The sequence below is a fragment of the Pantoea sp. DY-5 genome, from assembly GCF_019795955.1.
In the GTDB taxonomy this organism is placed as follows: Bacteria; Pseudomonadota; Gammaproteobacteria; order Enterobacterales; family Enterobacteriaceae; genus Pantoea; species Pantoea leporis.
On record NZ_JAIMIE010000002.1, the window covers coordinates 533354 to 551407 of the forward strand.

16 protein-coding genes are annotated in these 18054 nt (G+C 55.3%); 6 read left to right on the top strand and 10 right to left on the bottom strand.

What is annotated here, in order from left to right; genetic code table 11:
• Position 1: 1 nt before the first annotated feature.
• Positions 2–3772: a translocation/assembly module TamB domain-containing protein gene (locus K5Y30_RS10720; RefSeq protein WP_222211369.1), complete on the bottom strand. Its 3771-nt coding sequence runs from the start codon at positions 3770–3772 to the stop codon at positions 2–4.
• The gene (locus tag K5Y30_RS10725; protein WP_192236143.1) at positions 3769–5508 is read right to left on the bottom strand and encodes an autotransporter assembly complex family protein; all 1740 of its coding nucleotides are present in this window, start codon (positions 5506–5508) and stop codon (positions 3769–3771) included. The genes K5Y30_RS10720 and K5Y30_RS10725 overlap by 4 nt, the downstream gene beginning before the upstream one ends.
• Before the next feature lie 452 nt (positions 5509–5960).
• Here K5Y30_RS10725 and K5Y30_RS10730 point away from each other — a divergent pair, with 452 nt between their 5' ends.
• Positions 5961–7298: a hemolysin family protein gene (locus tag K5Y30_RS10730; protein WP_222185343.1), complete on the top strand. Its 1338-nt coding sequence runs from the start codon at positions 5961–5963 to the stop codon at positions 7296–7298.
• A 77-nt stretch (positions 7299–7375) separates the two neighbouring features.
• Here the strand turns inward: K5Y30_RS10730 and K5Y30_RS10735 are convergent, their stop codons facing one another.
• Positions 7376–7582: a DUF1107 domain-containing protein gene (locus tag K5Y30_RS10735; RefSeq protein WP_007892150.1), complete on the bottom strand. Its 207-nt coding sequence runs from the start codon at positions 7580–7582 to the stop codon at positions 7376–7378.
• A 314-nt stretch (positions 7583–7896) separates the two neighbouring features.
• Here K5Y30_RS10735 and K5Y30_RS10740 point away from each other — a divergent pair, with 314 nt between their 5' ends.
• The gene (locus tag K5Y30_RS10740) at positions 7897–8460 is read left to right on the top strand and encodes a YtfJ family protein (protein WP_101762879.1); all 564 of its coding nucleotides are present in this window, start codon (positions 7897–7899) and stop codon (positions 8458–8460) included.
• Positions 8461–8557: 97 nt separating this feature from the next.
• Here the strand turns inward: K5Y30_RS10740 and cysQ are convergent, their stop codons facing one another.
• Positions 8558–9304 carry a 3'(2'),5'-bisphosphate nucleotidase CysQ gene (gene cysQ / locus K5Y30_RS10745; protein WP_101762878.1) on the bottom strand — a complete coding sequence of 249 codons (747 nt, stop codon included), beginning with the start codon at positions 9302–9304 and terminating at the stop codon, positions 8558–8560.
• 293 nt (positions 9305–9597) lie between these two features.
• On the opposite strand from cysQ, the gene K5Y30_RS10750 reads away from it, so the two are divergent.
• Positions 9598–11544 carry a bifunctional 2',3'-cyclic-nucleotide 2'-phosphodiesterase/3'-nucleotidase gene (locus tag K5Y30_RS10750; RefSeq protein ID WP_222211371.1) on the top strand — a complete coding sequence of 649 codons (1947 nt, stop codon included), beginning with the start codon at positions 9598–9600 and terminating at the stop codon, positions 11542–11544.
• A gap of 34 nt (positions 11545–11578) precedes the next feature.
• On the opposite strand, the gene fklB is transcribed toward K5Y30_RS10750, so the two are convergent.
• Positions 11579–12199, bottom strand: a complete 621-nt coding sequence (gene fklB / locus K5Y30_RS10755) for an FKBP-type peptidyl-prolyl cis-trans isomerase (protein ID WP_008103590.1) — start codon at positions 12197–12199, stop codon at positions 11579–11581.
• 216 nt (positions 12200–12415) lie between these two features.
• On the opposite strand from fklB, the gene K5Y30_RS10760 reads away from it, so the two are divergent.
• Positions 12416–13069 (top strand): LysM-like peptidoglycan-binding domain-containing protein, encoded by a 654-nt coding sequence (locus tag K5Y30_RS10760; protein ID WP_158238609.1) that lies wholly within the window; start codon positions 12416–12418, stop codon positions 13067–13069.
• A gap of 56 nt (positions 13070–13125) precedes the next feature.
• Here K5Y30_RS10760 and rplI read toward each other — a convergent pair whose 3' ends face one another.
• From rplI to rpsF, 4 genes are read right to left on the bottom strand one after another with little or no spacing between them, the layout of a single operon-like run.
• Positions 13126–13575: a 50S ribosomal protein L9 gene (gene rplI / locus K5Y30_RS10765; protein WP_008103594.1), complete on the bottom strand. Its 450-nt coding sequence runs from the start codon at positions 13573–13575 to the stop codon at positions 13126–13128.
• Between the two features lie 39 nt (positions 13576–13614).
• Positions 13615–13842, bottom strand: coding sequence for a 30S ribosomal protein S18 (gene rpsR, locus K5Y30_RS10770; RefSeq protein ID WP_002210155.1), 228 nt, complete (start codon positions 13840–13842; stop codon positions 13615–13617).
• 4 nt (positions 13843–13846) lie between these two features.
• Positions 13847–14164, bottom strand: a complete 318-nt coding sequence (gene priB, locus K5Y30_RS10775; protein ID WP_007892027.1) for a primosomal replication protein N — start codon at positions 14162–14164, stop codon at positions 13847–13849.
• Positions 14165–14170: 6 nt separating this feature from the next.
• Positions 14171–14566 carry a 30S ribosomal protein S6 gene (gene rpsF / locus K5Y30_RS10780; RefSeq protein ID WP_101762874.1) on the bottom strand — a complete coding sequence of 132 codons (396 nt, stop codon included), beginning with the start codon at positions 14564–14566 and terminating at the stop codon, positions 14171–14173.
• Positions 14567–14952: 386 nt separating this feature from the next.
• Between rpsF and K5Y30_RS10785 the strand changes: the two genes are divergently transcribed.
• Entirely contained in the window at positions 14953–15162 is a 210-nt protein-coding gene (locus K5Y30_RS10785; protein ID WP_192412255.1) for a hypothetical protein, read from the top strand.
• Positions 15163–15208: 46 nt separating this feature from the next.
• On the opposite strand, the gene yjfP is transcribed toward K5Y30_RS10785, so the two are convergent.
• Positions 15209–15958 (bottom strand): esterase, encoded by a 750-nt coding sequence (yjfP, locus tag K5Y30_RS10790; protein WP_110867431.1) that lies wholly within the window; start codon positions 15956–15958, stop codon positions 15209–15211.
• A gap of 158 nt (positions 15959–16116) precedes the next feature.
• On the opposite strand from yjfP, the gene K5Y30_RS10795 reads away from it, so the two are divergent.
• Positions 16117–18048, top strand: coding sequence for a methyl-accepting chemotaxis protein (locus tag K5Y30_RS10795; RefSeq protein ID WP_222211373.1), 1932 nt, complete (start codon positions 16117–16119; stop codon positions 18046–18048).
• Positions 18049–18054 lie beyond the last annotated feature (6 nt).

An 18054-nucleotide genomic window follows, 5' to 3' on the forward strand; every position in this document is an offset into this window, starting at 1 on the left:
GCTAAAACTCAAACTGATAGAGCAGATCCAGTGCCTGATCGAGACCCGACACGGCTTCTAAATAGAGTTTGGGCATCAGGCGATAACGCAAGGTTAAGGTCGCCAGTGAATCAAATATGCCAACACCGTATTTTACTTGTAGACCCGGCAACACGTAACCACTCACCTGCACCTGCTGGCTATCGCCTACGCCAGCGGTATCAACCGCGAGATTACTGACACCGAAGGTCTCGCCGATTTTACCCACAACCTGACCACTTTGCGCAACCCCCAATCCCACCAGCGCGGAAGTTAATGCGTTGCTGTCGCCATCGCTGTTGAGTCCCTGACCACGTAACAGGTAAGAAAGCGCTTCCTGCTGTGACATCGCCGGATCGGAGAACACTTCCACTTTCGGCTCATCCGCCAGCCCGGTTACCCGTAATCCGGCGGTGACATCGTCTTCAGTGGCCTCAGGATTACGGATCGCCTCGAGATTGACGTAAGGCTGGTCCGGCGGTCCGGCGAATTGCAACTCACCTTTACGTACCAGCAGATCCTGACCATAAGCGTGGAAGCGGCCGGATGGGATGTTGATCTGGCCATTCAAGCCGAGGCCGTTTTTATCCTGCACCAGTTTGAGATCGCCATTCAGCTTAGCTTTTAGGCCAAATGCCGAGAGCCGAACATCATTACCGACGTGGATCACCAGATTGCTGTTGATCGGAATCGCCGCCGTTTTCGGCTGAATCGGCTTGAGATTTTGATCCAGCATCACTTCATCAGAGGAGACGCCGGTGGCGCTTTCCGGCACTTCCTGCACGGTAATGCGTGCCCACGGAATATCCACTTTGCCGTCGAGACTGAACGCGGCCGGCGTGGCTTCAAACACCAGATCCGGCGAGACATCCATGCGCACCATTGGCGGCACGGTAACGCGGATGCGGCTACCTTGCGCAGCCACGCGCGCGCGCCAGTTATCCAGCTGGCTCCAGTCGGCGTTACCGCTCAGGTTAAGATTGCCCTGCGCCGTCTGAATCATGCCGTTGAGCGTTGAGCTCATGCCGTTGAACACCATGTTGAGGTTGGCAGCGGTGAGATCAACCGGCATAAAGCTGCCGTCGACATCCACATCGCTCAGCCCCAACTGACCAAACACCTGCGGCTGCTGCAGCGTGCCGCCAAGGCGCAGGTTGCTGTTCAGGTTGCCTTTGATCTTCTCGCCCTGCATCAGCGCCGGATTCAGCATCGCCAGCGAAATATTGCTGATGCCGATGTTGCCCGACAGCTGACGCCGATTCTCAGGATCGGCGATCTGCACATTGCCGCTCAGCTGGCCGTTGTTGACGATATGGATCAACCAATCAAGCTGGGCGCGACCGTTACGCAGCGCCGCATTCAGGTTCAGCGTGTCGAAGGCGATAGGCAAACTGTTGCCCTGCACGTCTTGCTCCACTTTCACGCCGCTGCCTTTCAGCGCTAAGGTGCCGGTTGGCAGCGCGCCGTCGGCGGTCCAGTTAACGCGCGCATCACCACTGAACACACCGTTCAGTTTGGTGGCATCGGTGAGGAACGGTTTGATCATCGCCAGATCGAAGCGATTGAGCACCACATGCGCATGTCCGCTGGCACCGGCTTCAATCGGTTCCGGTACGCACAGCTGCGCGTTCGGGTTCTGCCAGCAGTGCGGCCCAATGGTGGCGGTCTGCTTGCTGTTGAGGTAATCAATCGCCATCGCCCGCGTCAGTCGCCATTCGCCTATCGGCGTGTCGAAACGCGTGTTGTTGAGATTGCCCTGCCAGCGCTCGGTTTTGCGATCGAAGCTGCCGTTCAGCGCCAGCTGACCGGAAACCGGTTCGCCCTGCACGTCGAGCTTCAGCTGATGCTGCTTTTCGTTGCCGTCAGCGTTCAGCGTTAACAGATTCACTTTCAGCGCGTCCTGCTGCAGCTGTTCCACACGCAGTTGCAGCTTACCGGCGATCTGATCGCTGGATTTCACATCGCCCTGCAACGCCACGCGACGGATTTGCAGCTGCTGCCAGCGCAAACCGGTAGCCGTGAGATCGGCCAGCAGCTGCGGCGCCTGTAAGGTGCCGCGCGCTTTAATGGTGCCTTTGGCGACGCCGCCCAGGCCCGGCAGCGCGTTATCCAGATATGGCGCATCAATGTTAGCGTCGAGATTGAGCGTGTCACCCAGCTCGCCCTTCACGTCCAGATGGTTGCGACCCAGCGCAATGTTAAGGCCGGGCACTTTCCACTGGTTGTAGCTGTTGCCGGTCAACGTACCTTTGGCGCTCACCGCGTTCTGCTTAACATTTCCTTTCAGCTCCAGCTGCGGCACGCTCAGCTGCCAGGTTCCGCCGTACAAGCTGCCGCGCGTGGCAATTTTGCCCTCCAGCTTCGCTGGCCAATCCGGATACTGTTTGGCGGTGTTGATGCCGGACAGCGTCAATTCGCTGCGCCAGCTGATGGCTTTGCTCCAGTCCACCAGCGCCGTCAGATCGATATTGCCCTGCAGCGCCGCCACGCGCAGCTTATCAAGATTGAACTGCTGCTCGTTGCCTTTGCCGTCCAGCGCAATGCTGGCAGGCGGCACGCCTTCGCCTTTTACCGCAGTGCGCAGCGACATCACGTAATCGGTGGCTTTGCCTTTGAACTGATAATCGAGATTATCCGCCTGATACTGCACCGCGCCGGTGAGCGGCCAGCGCAGCTGCGGGCTGGTGAGTTTTAGCGCCAGCGGCAAACCGGCGACCGCAGGCTGCATGGTCGCATCCAGCTGCGCACGCACCGGACCGGAAAGATTCAGCCCGAGCTTCAGCTCGTCACGCATCGCGCCTGCAAGGTTCATTTTGATCTTCTCGCCCTTGATCGGGTCGAGATTGAGCGTGCCGTTCAGCGCAAAATTCACCGGCCAGTTATCGGCCAACGTTGCTTCACCGCTGGCATTCACCTGCCCTTGCGGCGAATCGACATCGAAGGTTTCCAGTTGGAGATGACGATCGGCGGTTTTGGCTTTTAACAGCAGACGCGTGATTGAGATGTCGGTATCGCCGGTGATGCGCAGCTGCTCACCCAGCAGTTCCTGCACGGTGATATCCAGCGGCAGCTGGAAGTCCGGCATCTCTGGTAATAGCGGCTTAGCGAACATCGCCTGCAGCGTTTCGCCCAGCGGCTGTTCATCCGGCTGCGGCTGCTGCACTTTTGGCTGCACCACTTGCTCATCAACCACTTTGGCCGCTTTCGGCAGCGCGATCAGCAGGCTTTGGATATGGGTTGGCGTCAGCGTCAGTGCGCGATCCTGCCACTGCAGGCCGCTGGTGAAGTCGAGCAGGGAAATTGCGGTGTCATCCACTTTTACGTTGATGTTATGCAGGCCGACTTTGCTGAGCGTGATGGGATACGGCGTGCTGAGATTGGTGCTGCCGCTCTCCTCTTCCGGCGGCGGTGCGCTGGCCGGTGCCATTTTTTTGCTATCGACCACCACGCTGACATCCTGCAGCGCGATGTCATCGACACACACCGACGAATGCAGCAGGCAGTTGAGATTCAGCGCCAGGTGGAAACGTCCGGCATCCACACTGACGCCCGGCATTTCATACTTCACGCCGCTTAGCGTTAGATCGCGCCAGCCACCTTCCACCTGTTTGATCGACAAACCTGGCACCCAGCGATCGGCGCCTTTCAGCAGCAGATGCAAACCCGGCGTGGTGCCCACCAGAAACGCGATGCTGCCCAACAGCAGCACCAGAAAAATACCGATGCCAATCAGGACCTTTTTCCACAGCTTCATAGTTCAGGCCCCAATCCTACATAAAATTGCAATCCATGCTCCTTGTCGTCGCCAATCGGCCGCGCGATATCAAACTTGATCGGCCCGACCGGAGAAGACCAGCGCACGCCGAAGCCGGCGCCGGTTTTCAGGTTGCTCTGCTTGATGTCGTTGACCGCTTCACCGGAATCGACGAACACCGCGCCCCACCATTTGCCGGTCACGTTGTATTGATATTCAAGCGAGCCGGTGGCCATTTTCGAGGCGCCGGTCAGCTTGCCGTTATCATCACGTGGCGATACGTCTTTGTATTTGTAGCCGCGAATACTGCGATCGCCACCGGCGAAGAAGCGCAGATCCGGCGGCACTTTGTCGAAGTCGTTGGTTTCGATCCAGCCCACATTGCCGCGCGCCACAAAGCGATGCTTATCGGCGAGCGTGCGAATCCAGACGTTTTGCGCCTGCATGATGACGAAATCAACGTCCGAACCCCATGTGGTATCCGACACGTCGACCGAGTAGCGCTGCGAATCGCCCCACGTCGGCATCAGACCGCCGCGCGAACGGGTGCGGTTCAGGCTAACGCCCGGATAGAGCAGCATAGTGGTGTTGGTCACGCTGGCCTGGGTAAAGTGATCGAGGCTCCAGCGCAGGTTGATTGCCTTCTGCCAGCCGCTGCTGCTGTCCCAGTTTCGCGACATCGCCAGCGTGGTGGTATCGGCTTTGGTGTCGTTGAGATCGGTACGCTTCACGCCGCCGGAGAAGGTGTAATACTGCTCCAGCGGACTTTTCAGCAGCGGGACTTTGTAGCTGAGATCGAGCTGCTGCTCCGGCGCAGAAACGTAGGCGCTGGCGGCCAGGCTGTGGCCGCTGCTGTTAATCCACGGTTTTTTCCACGTGCCTTTAATGCGCGGCCCGACATCGGTGGAGTAACCGACGCCGGTTTCAATGGTGTTTTCCACGCGTGGCGATACCACCGCATTCAGCGGCAGCACTTTGCTTTGACGGCCTTTATCAAACTCAGGCGCGACCACCACCGAGTTGAACCAGCCGGTCGCCGACAAACGGCGGTTAAGTTCGGCCAGATCGCGCGAGCTGTAGTAATCGCCCTTTTTGAACGGCACCAGATTTTGCAGATAGGCTTCGTCGATTTGCGAGCCCTGGAAACCGACATCACCAAAACGGTAGCGCGGGCCGCTGTCGTAATTGATGTCCCAGAAGGCTTCGCGCCGTTCAACCGAAACGCCAAGCTGGCTTTGCTTAAAGTCACCGTCGAAGTAACCATTACGCAATGCCAGGCTGGAGAAGCCGTTTTTAAATTTGTCATAGGCGCCGTGATTCAGCTGGGTGCCGACTTTCGGCGTGCCCTGTTTGACCCAGGCTTGATAATCCTTGTCGGTGCGGGCTTCACCTTCGATCACAATGGTGCTGCCGCCGATCTTGACCGGTTCGCCGGGCTTAACGTGTGCGATCAATACCGGACGACCACCTTGCGGCGGTGCCGGGCGCGATTCAAAATCGATCTCCGGTTCGTAATAACCCAGCGCCCGCAGGCCTTCTTTGATCGCTTCCGCAACGCGCGCGCGGAAACGGCCGTCGTTCGACACCTCGTCACTGCCGATGGTGGACAAGCGTGCCCTGACGTTCTTTTGCAAATCCCCGCTAAGACCGTCCAGCTGCAAGCGCACTTTGGCTGCCTCAACGGCAGGTGCAGCAAGCAACAGGCTGGCCAAACAATAAATATGAAATCGTGGCACACGTACTCCTGTTAATAATGCCGGCCCCTATTCCGCAGGGGCGTTTATTCTCTGGAAGGGTATCACCAGCGCGCGTTTACCCATCAGCATAGCCGCTCTTTTCCCCCCACTGGCGCAAATTCAGCGACTAAGCCAAATTGTGACCTATTGTGGGTAAATGTGCTAAACGATACAACAACCAAGGCGATTCTTAAGCTCGCGAATGACGCTCACTCAGATTAATCCGACCCCCTAATGCGCGCCTATAGCGGCATGATAAGCGCTGCTGCTATAATCAGCGACCAGCAGGCCTCGCCTGCACCCTTTTCTGCCCCGACGTTAACCTTATCTTGTCGAAATGGCGCAGACATTTTTGGCACGGATAGCCTGTTTGACTGGCAAGTACCGGACGTACGCCCATTCCCGCGCTGCCCAGGCCAAAAATGACAAGTGATTAACCCAACGGACCTTTTATGCTCGATAGCTTGCTTGTCATTCTTTTACTGATAGTCATCAGTTCATTTTTCTCCCTTTCGGAGATCTCGCTGGCCGCCGCCCGTAAGATCAAACTGAAGCTGCTGGCTGACGAAGGCAATATCAATGCCCAGCGCGTGCTGAAGATGCAGGAACAACCTGGCATGTTCTTCACCGTGGTGCAGATTGGCCTGAATGCCGTGGCGATCCTCGGCGGTATCGTCGGCGATGCGGCGTTTTCGCCCGCCTTTAATAGCTTATTCAGCCGCATCATGGCACCCGAATTGGCTGAACAGCTCAGTTTTATCTGCTCCTTCACCATCGTGACCAGCCTGTTCATTCTGTTTGCTGACCTGACGCCAAAACGCGTCGGCATGATTGCACCGGAAGCGGTAGCGCTGCGCATCATCAACCCGATGCGCTTCTGCTTAGTAGTGCTGCGTCCGCTGGTGTGGCTGTTCAACGGCCTGGCGAACGTCTTCTTCCGTCTGTTCAAACTGCCGATGGTGCGCAAAGACGACATCACCTCCGACGATATTTATGCGGTGGTAGAAGCCGGTGCGCTGGCGGGTGTGCTGCGTAAGCAGGAACATGAGCTGATTGAGAACGTGTTTGAGCTGGAATCGCGTACCGTGCCGTCATCAATGACCTCGCGCGAGAACGTGGTGTGGTTCGATTTACACGAGGATGAAACCACGCTGAAAACCAAAATCGCCCAGCATCCGCACTCGAAATTCATCGTCTGCGATGGCGACATCGACCACATCGTGGGCTATGTCGATTCCAAAGAGCTGCTGCTGCGCGTGCTCGGTAATCAAAGCCTGACGCTGAACAGCGGCGTGCAGATTCGTTCTGCGCTGATTGTGCCGGATACGCTGACGCTCTCCGAAGCGCTGGAGAGTTTCAAAACCGCCGGTGAAGACTTCGCGGTGATCATGAACGAATACGCGCTGGTGGTAGGCATCATTACGCTGAATGACGTAATGACCACGCTGATGGGCGATTTGGTGGGTCAAGGTCAGGAAGAGCAGATTGTCGCGCGTGATGAGAACTCATGGCTGGTGGAAGGCGGCACGCCAATTGATGATGTGATGCGCGTGCTGGATATTGATGATTTCCCGCAGTCTGGCAATTACGAAACCATCGGCGGCTTCATGATGTACATGCTGCGCAAGATTCCGAAGCGTACCGACTTTGTGAAGTTTTCCGGCTACAAGTTTGAAGTGGTGGATATTGATAGCTACCGTATCGACCAGCTGCTGGTTACGCGCATTGATGAGCGCCCGCCGGTGCTGAATGTAACGAAGAATGCGCTGGATGAAACAGAATCATCGTAGGGTCGCCCTTCATGGCGACCAAGCCAGGAATCGCACCAAAAACTGAGGGCGCCATCGGCGCCCTTTCTTATGCTTACTTAGTTGTACTCGGCTTGCAGCCGCAGCACCTGGCGATTGATTTCTGACATCACGCTGAGATGCTGTTTATCTTTGACACGCGGCAACATCACTTTGCCCTTATCAAACTCGAACGCGCCAACATCCTTGATGTACAACCTTCCTCTAAATAGCGTTTTTACATATTTCGCGATTTGCAGCGGATTATAGCGCTGGAAGATCTTCATGCTGTTTAACTCCTGAAAATGTTTAATACGCTCCGTCGTGACCAAATTTGGTACGAACCCATGAAGCGCAAATGAGGCATAACTATAGAGCATCCTTTCTTACCAATGTTCCGAAAAGGTGAATTATTTACTGAATTGACACATCATTACAGAATACTCTGTTATCAGCCTCACGAAACCCAGTATAAACCTTCACTCATTATGGAATTGTGGCATAGGTTGCAAACCTGTTAACTCATTGCGACAGACGCATCATCCATGCCTAATATTGCAGGAACATGAACAACTGGTCGGATCACCAAGGAGAATAATAAATGCGTTTGAGACACACTGTGATAGCACTGGCACTCTTGCTGCCGGGCCTGGCTGCGGCACATGCCTTCAAACTGGGTGAACGCGTGCCAGCCGTTGGCGTTAACGACAAAGGAGAGCTGGTTTATCAACAAGATGAAGATAAGTTTAGCTACAAATCCTGGAATAGCGCGCAGCTAAGCGGAAAAGTTCGCGTTATCCTGCATATTGCCGGGCGCTCTTCTGCTAAAGAGCAGAATGCGGCGTTAATTGAAGCCATCAAAGCTGCGCATCTGCCGCACGATCGTTATCAAACCACCACTATCGTCAATACCGACGATGCGATTCCGGGCACCGGCATGTTCGTGCGCAGCAGCCTTGAGAGCAATAAGCAGCAGTTTCCATGGTCGCAGTTTATCGTCGATAGCAACGGCAGCGCGCGTCAGGCCTGGCAGCTGGAGAAAGGCGGATCCGCGATTGTGGTGCTGGATAACACCGCACATGTGCGCTACGTCAAAGATGGTCCGCTGACGCAGGACGAAGTGCAGCAGGCGATGAAGTTAATTCATGAGTTGTTGCAGAAGTGAACGGAAGTTGCCGTGGACGGCCAATACGGATGCATCCATGCATTGCACGTTCTTTAGCGGCGCGATTTATTGCGTACTAAATTGCGCCGCTGAAAGCTTAAAACAATGAAACGCGGAAACCGGGATTGAGGAACGATTCGCGTGGGGTGTAATCGAGGGTTTTGCCCTGCCAATCGTGGACATGCGCACCGGCGGCAATCGCCACCGCATGGCCTGCGCCGGTATCCCAGATGTTAGTGGGCCCGAAGCGCGGATAGAGTTGCGCGCTGCCTTCAGCTACCAGACAGAACTTCAGCGATGAACCAATCGCGGTGGTTTGATGCTCGCCGAGCTGGTGCAAATACTCCTGCAACTCGGTATCGCTCTCAAAATGCGAACGGCTAACCACCACTAACGGTGGACGCGCTTCACGCGCATGAATTTGCGTCTGCTGGCCGTTCTCTTCTTTCCAGGCTTTACCCTCAGCCGCCGAGTACATCACGCCTAGCACGGGCGCATACACCACGCCCAATACCGGTTTGCCATTTTCGATCAGCGCAATGTTGACCGTAAACTCGCCGTTGCGCTTGATGAACTCTTTGGTGCCATCGAGCGGATCGACCAGCCAGTATTTCTGCCAGTGCTGACGCACGTCCCAGCTCGGGGGATCCTCTTCAGATAGCACTGGCACCCCCGGCGAAAGCGCCGTCAGACCTTGCACAATCACGCGATGCGCCGCGAGATCGGCCGCGGTAACGGGAGAATCATCCGACTTACGGGTCACGTCAACCGGCTCTGCGCCGTTATATACCTGCATAATGGCATCGCCCGCATCACGCGCCAGCTGACAAATTTTATCTAACATTCTTTACCTCTTTTCCGCTGATTCTGCCTGTCAGACACCAACTGCCAATCTGTCCTTATTTTAGCAGTTGTCATTCAACAGCCTGCGACTGTGCTGTCTGCTACGGCAATCTATTTGAATATCAATACCATAGTTCATCATCGGCGGCTATGGCGGGATGCTGAATGCGCTTTTGGCGCGGCCCGGCGGGAGATATTGGATGAAAGTCCGAGCTTTATCACAAATTGAAATGATAATTCGTCATGGTTTTACATTATTTTGAGAGGCCCATTGGACCGAACAAGGAGCAAGCGATGTTTAAAGCGAGCATGTCGTTATTGGCACTCTGTATAACTGCCGCCACGGTACAGGCTGCTACGGTGGATCTGCGCATTCTGGAAACCACCGATCTGCACAGCAACATGATGGATTTCGATTATTACAAAGATACGCCGACGGAGAAATTTGGCATGGTACGGACCGCCACCTTAATTCAGCAGGCCCGCGCGCAAGCGAAGAACAGCGTGCTGGTCGATAACGGCGATATCATTCAGGGCAGTCCGCTGGGCGATTACATGGCGGCGAAAGGGCTAAAACCGGGCGAAGTTCATCCGGTATATAAGGCGATGAATACGTTGGATTACGCGGTCGGAAACCTCGGTAATCATGAGTTCAATTACGGTTTACCTTATCTGCAAAAAGCGCTGGCCGGCGCGCGTTTCCCTTACGTCAACGCCAACATTATCGATGAAAAGAGCGGAAAACCGCTGTTTACGCCCTACTTAATCAAGGAAACCACCGTTACAGACCGTGACGGTAAGCCGCATACGCTGAAAATTGGTTACATCGGCTTCGTTCCCCCGCAGATTATGGTTTGGGATCGCAACAATCTGCAGGGAAAAGTGCGGGTTGATGACATCACTGAAACAGCGAAGCGCTATGTGCCGGAAATGCGCGCAAAAGGTGCTGAAATAATCATCGCTATTCCGCACTCCGGTTTGAGCAGTGAACCCTACCATGCCATGGCCGAAAATTCGGTCTATTACCTCAGCCAGGTTGCTGGCATCAACGCCATCATGTTCGGTCACGCTCACGCGGTCTTCCCGAGCAAAGAGTTTGCGGCAATTAAAGGCGCTGATATCGCCCAAGGCACACTTAACGGTATTCCGGCGGTGATGCCCGGTATGTGGGGCGATCATCTGGGCGTGGTCGACCTGGTGCTGAATAACGAGGGCGGCAAATGGCAGGTTGCGCAGGGCAAAGCCGAGGCACGTCCAATTTATGACAGCGCGGCGAAAAAATCGCTGGCTGCCGAAGATGCCGATCTGGTGAAAGTGCTGAAGCAGGATCACCGCGCCACGCGCGATTTTGTTGCCAAACCGATCGGTAAATCCGCCGACGTGATGTACAGCTACTTGTCGCTGGTGCAGGACGATCCCACGGTGCAGATCGTTAACAACGCGCAGCGCGCTTACGTCGAGCACTTTATTCAGGGCGATCCTGATCTTGGCCGCTTGCCAGTGCTCTCCGCCGCCGCGCCGTTTAAAGCTGGCGGCCGCAAAAACGATCCCGCCAGCTATGTCGAAGTGGAGAAAGGTAATCTCACCTTCCGTAACGCCGCCGATCTCTATCTCTATCCCAATACGCTGGTGGTGATGAAAGTCAGCGGTGCACAGGTGAAAGAGTGGCTGGAGTGTTCAGCCGCGCAGTTTAATCAAATCGATCCGCACAGCAGCAAACCGCAAGCGCTGATTAACTGGGATTTCCGTACCTATAACTTCGATGTGATCGATGGCGTGCAGTATCAAATCGATGTCACGCAGCCGGCGCGCTATGACGCAGAGTGCTCGCTGATCAACAAGGCGGCTTCGCGCATTAAGGATCTCAGTTGGCAAGGCAAACCTATTGATCCTCAGGCCAGTTTCCTGGTCGCCACCAATAACTATCGCGCTTATGGCGGCAAGTTTGCCGGCACCGGCGATAAGTATGTCGCCTTCGCGTCGCCGGATGAGAACCGCTCGGTGGTTGCCGCTTATATCAGCAGCGAAACCAAAGCGCATGGCGAAGTGAAACCGCAGGCCGATCACAACTGGCGGTTAGCGCCGATTAACAGCAGTACGCCGCTGGATATCCGTTTTGAGACCGCGCCTGGCGCGAAAGCAACGAAGTTTATCGAGCGGCACGCCGATTACCCGATGAAAGCGGTGGGCAGCGATGAGATAGGTTTTGCGTTGTGGCAGATGGATTTGCAGAAGAAATGATGAATAAGGGCGGCGATGGCCGCCCTTTTGCGACTTACAGAATTTCCAGCAGCTCAACTTCGAAGATCAGGGTGCTGAATGGCGGGATGGAGGCGCCAGCACCGCGTTCGCCGTAAGCGAGGTTGTGTGGAATCGCCAGTTCCCACTTGGAACCGACTGGCATCAGCGTCAGCGCTTCGATCCAACCGGCGATTACGCCGCTAACCGGGAATTCTGCGGGTTCGCCACGCGCGACTGAGCTGTCGAATACCGTGCCATCGATCAGTTTGCCGGTGTAATGCACGCGCACACGATCCTGACGTGAAGGAATTGGACCTTCGCCCTGCGTGATGACGCTGAACTGCAGACCGGTTTCAGTGCTGCTAACGCCTTCGCGCTGTGCGTTCTGCTCAAGGAAAGTCTGACCCTCTGCCGCCATCGCTTCTACACGCTCACGACGCACGCCTTCAGCGCGCTCGTGCACTTCACGCAGTGCGCGATGTACCACGTCAACCGGGACGGCCGGTGAGTTCCCTTCCAGCGCGTCGCGCAGGCCGGCGAGCAGTGCTTCTGGCTGCAGACCCTGCAGTCCAGACTCTTGCAGCTGCTGGCCTACCTGTAAACCGATACCGTAACTTGCTTGTGATTCGACGCTGTCGAATGAAGGGGTCGTCATCTTGATTCCTTAATCCCGGAGAAAAATAGAACCGGCAGCATACCAGCGCGGGCGGCTGGCGTAAAATCTCACGCGCCGCAGATGACATTTCCCGGCGAAACGGAAACAATACAGCGGTCAAATTTTTCAATGCTGCCAGGCACTTCCTGTCAGCATTGCTCATACTATAGCTGTGGCGAGGTTTTCACCCGCCACCGTCGGAACAAGAGAGAATACATGGGCCAGATCGCCCCACGACGTCGCAGGACGCGCGCACCGCGTACTTTATTACCTTGGTTGCAACGTTGGCTGCCGCGCATTCCGCGCCAGGCCGCCAGCGAGGAGGATTCACGAATGGCTTCCGATCACCCTTCCCGCGTTCCCGCCGCACTACAGCGCGTCTGGCATTTGCTGGATGATGTGCGCTGGATGGATCCGCTACCCGCTTTGCATCGTCGCGGCATCGTCATTGCCCTGCTGGTGCTGCTGCTGGCGTTTCTCTGGCCGAGCAGCACGCCGCAATATCCGGTTGAGCGTCCGGCGGACACTGGCGCTAAAGAAGTGCCGATGCAGGCGGAGATTTACGACAATAATCAACAGCAAAACACGCCGGCGAAAACCGATTCGCAGGGCGAGTGGCGCACCTATAATGTGGCATCAGGTCAGACGCTGGCACAGCTGTTCCGCGACAATAATTTGCCGGTGAATGATGTGTTTGCCATGGCGCGAGTCGAAGGTGATGGGCAGCCGCTGAGTGCGTTACAGAATGGTCAGCAGGTGAAGATTCGTCAGAACGCGCAAGGCGTAGTAACCGGTTTAACGGTGGATGGCAGTAACGGTCCGGTGCTGTTTACGCGCCAGCCAGATGGCAGCTTTATCCGCGCTCAGTAAAACGCAGAAACAAAAACGCCGGCACATGGCCGGCGTTTTCGCATTACCGAGTAAACTTACTCAGCAACTACATTCACAACCAGTTTAGCGAAGACTTCGCTATGGATCTGGAAGTCAACTTCGTGCTCACCGGTGGTGCGCAGTACGCCTTCTGGAAGACGAACTTCGCTTTTAGCCACTTCAACGCCAGCTGCAGTTACTGCATCAGCGATGTCACGGGTACCGATGGAACCGAACAGCTTACCAGCGTCGCCTGATTTAGACGCGATGGTTACGTTGCCCAGTGCGTTGATTTTCTCTGCACGTGCGTTAGCAGCAGCCAGAACGTCAGCCAGTTTGGCTTCCAGTTCAGCGCGACGTGTTTCGAAGAACTCAACGTTTTTCTTGGTAGCAGGAACAGCTTTACCCTGTGGAACCAGGAAGTTACGAGCGTAGCCCGCTTTAACGTTAACCTGATCACCCAGGCTGCCCAGGTTTGCTACTTTATCAAGCAGAATAACTTGCATTACCTTATCCTCTTAAAGTCGTTAATGGACAACTACCGATTACTGATGACGATCAGTGTACGGAAGCAGGGACAGGTAGCGAGCGCGCTTGATGCAACGAGCGAGCTGGCGCTGGTATTTTGCACGAGTACCGGTAATACGGCTCGGGACAATTTTACCGCTTTCGGTAATGTAGTTTTTCAGTGTAGCGATATCTTTGTAATCAATCTCTACAACGCCTTCCGCGGTGAAACGGCAGAACTTGCGACGACGGAAATAACGTGCCATTTGGCTAGTCTCCAGAATCTATCAAATCAATCTGCTCGGCATGTAACACCATTCTGCTCTGACCATTGCGTGCCTGATGGCAGCTAATAAAGCCTTCGAGAGTGAGTTGCGTGCCGACCGTTATATGTTGAGTAATCACCTGATGGGTGCTGCCGCTGATAATCACCGGCATTTGACACCAGGCTTGCCGGTGGAAACCGGCTTCCTCTTGCACAGAACGATGCTCAAGCACGAACTGGCAATGAGGAATCCCTGACGGACTGACTTTTCGAACCGGCGTCTTGCACACAGTGCCAGACAGGCGCAGTCGATTTGCCGTCATGTCGGATTACTCTTCAGAATCCCCAGCATCTGAGTCATCAGCCGATTCGTTAGCAAAGTCTTCGCGGCGATCACGACGCTCATCTTTAGCTTTAACCATCGGAGATGCTTCAGTTACCGCGTGCTTAACGCGCATAACCATGCTGCGGATAACGGCGTCGTTGAAGCGGAAGTTAGTTTCCAGCTCGTCAATCACTTCCTGCGGCGCTTCTACGTTCATCAGAACATAGTGAGCTTTGTGCAGTTTGTTGATTGGGTAAGCCAGCTGACGGCGGCCCCAGTCTTCCAGACGGTGAATCGTGCCCTGTGCACCGGTGATAGCACCAGTGTAACGCTCGATCATACCTGGAACCTGTTCGCTCTGGTCAGGGTGGACCATAAATACGATTTCGTAATGACGCATCGATAGCTCCTTACGGATTATTCAGCCTCCTGTCAGGGTCAGCTGCGGCCCACGGAAGCAAGGAACGTTATAGGTTGCGAATCATTTAAAAAATGAAACACACCTCTGAATGCAGCTGAAAAATTGACGCGTAATCATACTGGCGTCCTTGCGGAAACTCAAGCGCACAATTCATCAAATGGCGACTATCGTGCCAGCTGATGCGGCTTTTCGTGCTAAGTGAAATGCATCAGTGAGTTAGAGAAGGTTTTATCAAATTCTCTGAAGAAGGCGTTCAAAGGGACGATCTGGTGGCAAATTGGTTAAGAACTACACTGTTTACAGGCGCAACGAATTCCGCTTTTCGCCGCGTCTGAGAGTGCAATCCCTGGAGTGAGGAGTCGATAATGAAAAAGATCATTTTCGCCACTTTACTGGGTCTCTTCCTGTCTACACCCGCTCTTGCCAGCTCCGCTGACTTCGCGCAGCAGATGAGAAGTCACAGCAGCAACGCGGCATCAGGCTATGTCTACGTCAATCGGCTGGATGCGCCTGCAAGCAGTAACCCAGTCAGTGCCAATACCAGCGCCGCCGAACGGTTGTCATCACAACTCTGATTCGGCAACCTAAACGGGCTGGCGCCAATCACGCCAGCCCGCATTTTTATAAATGATGTTTAAAGAAACTGACCAGCGCCGTCAGGGCCGCAGGCGTGATTTTATGGCCGATGTTTTTTTCAGATAGCGTGGTCACATGGTGATCGAGTTCTGCCTCGCCTAAGGCTTTCTGCAAACGCGCCGTTTCAGCAAAGGGCACCACTTCATCCGCTTCGCCGTGCCACAACAGCAAAGGTCGATTCGCCAGTTTCTCCAGCTGTTCGCTGGGATCGTAAGGCGCCAGCGGTGCTAAACGCGCGGCAAAAGCCTCTTTCTGCTCTGGCGTGCGCGCCACCAGCGGCGGAAACAGCGTATGACTCAGCTGCATGAAATAGCCGGAACCCATCAAACACGCCACGCTGTGAATCTGTGGATAGCGTGCCATCGCGCCCAGCGCGGTCATGCCGCCCATTGAGGCGCCTGCCACGGCAAAACGCTCATCCGCAATCCAGTCGTTATCGCGCAGCGCCTTTTCCAGCAACGGCACTTCATCGATGTTCTGTTTAAGGATCTCCCAGAAGTGGGTCATCCGCGCGTCGGTATCACCGTTGTAACGTGCGCCGTGCATGTCCGCATCGGGCATGATCACGCGGAAACCTGCCTGCGCCAGCGCCACGGCAAAGTAGCTGTAAACCTCTTTCGATGAGGTAAAACCGTGATAGAACAACACCGTCGGCAAGCGCGCCTGGCGCTGCCCGGCCGGTGATGCGTGGATACATTCAATGCCTGCCAGATTCTCCGTTGCCAACTCGATCATACCGCCTCCATTGAGAATGATTATCACTGGACTCAGTGTAAGTGCTGCCTGACAAAATGCGAGCCACTTCACATTAAGTTTGAATAATTTCTGCCCTAAACATTTAGCCCACTTTGCCGTTGATCTTGTACCCCTTCAATAATCTCAAAAGGTACTTTATGAAGCGTCTTTCTCTCAGCGCCATGGGTCTCGGAATCAAGCTGTCTGTATTGACGTCTTTGAGCGTGGCAATTGTGCTATTTACTCTGACCTTAACCCTGAGCCATAACGCGGCACGTCAGCTGGAGCAGCTGGCAACCGATGATATGCAGAATCAGGTGCAGGGCATAAATGAAATGGCCACCATGTTCAACGCCACGCTGTCGGAAGAGGTGGCGAATTACACCAAACTGTTCCAAAGCTTCCTGCCAAAACGTTTTAGTCGAGACGACAGCGAACGTGTGCAGGTAGGTGAATTCAGCACGCCAACGCTGCGAGCGGGATTGAAAACCCTCAACCTCGATCAGATCGCGGTTGATGATTTTCTCGATCGCACCGGTGCGGTATCCACCATCTTCGTGCGTGATGGCGAAGATTACATTCGTATCGCCACCTCGCTGAAAAAAGAGGATGGCAGCCGCGCGGTGGGCACCAAACTGGATCGCAGCAGCGCCGCCTGGCGCAGCGTCAATCAGGGCACGGTGTATCGCGGCCTGGCGACGCTGTTTGGCCATCGTTACATTACGCAGTATCAGCCGGTGCAGGATAGCAGCGGCGCGGTGATCGCTATTCTGTTCGTCGGGGTACAGATCGACGCGCAATACGCGCTGATGCGTGACAAAGTGCTGGCGCGCCATCTTGGTGACAGCGGCACCTTCTCGGTGTTGAATGGGACGCCGGGCAGCAGCCAGGGCCAATATCTGTTTGATCGTCACGCTGAAGGCAAACTGCCGCGCTGGAATAACGCCACGCAACAGCAATTGCTTAGCCAGCCGAAGGGATTAGTGGCGGTTGAGCTGGATGGCGAAACCAAACTGCTGGCGTGGCAGCAGCTGCCGGGCTGGAACTGGATTATCGCCGGTGAAGTGAGCCGTGCCAGCCTGCTGGCGCCAATCACGCACAGCCGTAACCTGTTTATGGCGATTGGCATGGCGCTGGTGATCGCGTTTGCCATTGGCTTTATGTGGTACAGCCGCCGTGCCATCACGCGTCCGCTGCAGCAGGTGATCCATCTGGCAGAACAGTACGCCGCTGGTAATCTGCAGGCACATCTCGACTCTTCACGTCGTGATGAGATTGGTCAGTTGGTCAGCGCGATCAACGGCATTGGCGATGGACTGGAGAAAGTCGTCAGTCAGGTACGTTCGGCGGCGCGGGAAATCAGCAGCGGCACCGATACCATCGCCGCCAGCAGCTCCAGCATCAGCGAGCAGATTGGCCGTCAGGCCAGCAGCGTGGAAGAAACCTCGGCCAGCATGGAGCAGTTTGGCGCCACCGTGGCACAAACCGCTGCCAACGTGCGGCAGGCGATGGCGCTGGTCGGTGAAGCGGCTAATACCGTGAATCACGGCGGCAGCACCGTGGCACGTTCGGTGGAAACCATGTCGGAGATTCGCGTGGCGTCGCAGAGCATCGCCGATATTACCCATGTGATTGAGTCGATCGCCTTCCAGACCAACATTTTGGCGCTCAATGCCGCGGTTGAAGCTGCTCGCGCCGGTGAACACGGCAAAGGCTTTGCGGTGGTCGCGGCGGAAGTGCGCGCGCTGGCACAGCGCAGTGCTACGGCCGCCAAAGAGATTGATGGGTTGATTGCCAGCTCCATCGATAAAGTGGCGGCCGGCCATACGTTATCTGAGCAGACGCGCGATGCGATGAGCCATATCGTCAATCACATCGAGCAGGTTAAAACGCTGATGGGTGAGATCAATATTGCCGCGCAGGAACAGGCGGCGGGCATTGGTCAGGTGAATCTGGCGATGAATCACATCAGCCAGGCCACGCATCAAAGCAGCGATATGATTAACCAGTCAGAAACCACCGCCAATCATCTGAGTAAGAAAGGGCATCATCTGACGCAGCTGGTGAGCATTTTTCATTTGAAAGACTAAAAGCCA

What these genes read in the sequence shown, in the direction of transcription:
- K5Y30_RS10720 (WP_222211369.1), bottom strand. Translation starts at nt 3,772, where the DNA reads ATGAAGCTGTGGAAAAAGGTCCTGATTGGCATCGGTATTTTTCTGGTG.
- K5Y30_RS10730 (WP_222185343.1), top strand. Translation starts at nt 5,961, where the DNA reads ATGCTCGATAGCTTGCTTGTCATTCTTTTACTGATAGTCATCAGTTCA.
- K5Y30_RS10735 (WP_007892150.1), bottom strand. Translation starts at nt 7,582, where the DNA reads ATGAAGATCTTCCAGCGCTATAATCCGCTGCAAATCGCGAAATATGTA.
- K5Y30_RS10740 (WP_101762879.1), top strand. Translation starts at nt 7,897, where the DNA reads ATGCGTTTGAGACACACTGTGATAGCACTGGCACTCTTGCTGCCGGGC.
- cysQ (WP_101762878.1), bottom strand. Translation starts at nt 9,304, where the DNA reads ATGTTAGATAAAATTTGTCAGCTGGCGCGTGATGCGGGCGATGCCATT.
- K5Y30_RS10750 (WP_222211371.1), top strand. Translation starts at nt 9,598, where the DNA reads ATGTTTAAAGCGAGCATGTCGTTATTGGCACTCTGTATAACTGCCGCC.
- fklB (WP_008103590.1), bottom strand. Translation starts at nt 12,199, where the DNA reads ATGACGACCCCTTCATTCGACAGCGTCGAATCACAAGCAAGTTACGGT.
- K5Y30_RS10760 (WP_158238609.1), top strand. Translation starts at nt 12,416, where the DNA reads ATGGGCCAGATCGCCCCACGACGTCGCAGGACGCGCGCACCGCGTACT.
- rplI (WP_008103594.1), bottom strand. Translation starts at nt 13,575, where the DNA reads ATGCAAGTTATTCTGCTTGATAAAGTAGCAAACCTGGGCAGCCTGGGT.
- rpsR (WP_002210155.1), bottom strand. Translation starts at nt 13,842, where the DNA reads ATGGCACGTTATTTCCGTCGTCGCAAGTTCTGCCGTTTCACCGCGGAA.
- priB (WP_007892027.1), bottom strand. Translation starts at nt 14,164, where the DNA reads ATGACGGCAAATCGACTGCGCCTGTCTGGCACTGTGTGCAAGACGCCG.
- rpsF (WP_101762874.1), bottom strand. Translation starts at nt 14,566, where the DNA reads ATGCGTCATTACGAAATCGTATTTATGGTCCACCCTGACCAGAGCGAA.
- K5Y30_RS10785 (WP_192412255.1), top strand. Translation starts at nt 14,953, where the DNA reads ATGAAAAAGATCATTTTCGCCACTTTACTGGGTCTCTTCCTGTCTACA.
- yjfP (WP_110867431.1), bottom strand. Translation starts at nt 15,958, where the DNA reads ATGATCGAGTTGGCAACGGAGAATCTGGCAGGCATTGAATGTATCCAC.
- K5Y30_RS10795 (WP_222211373.1), top strand. Translation starts at nt 16,117, where the DNA reads ATGAAGCGTCTTTCTCTCAGCGCCATGGGTCTCGGAATCAAGCTGTCT.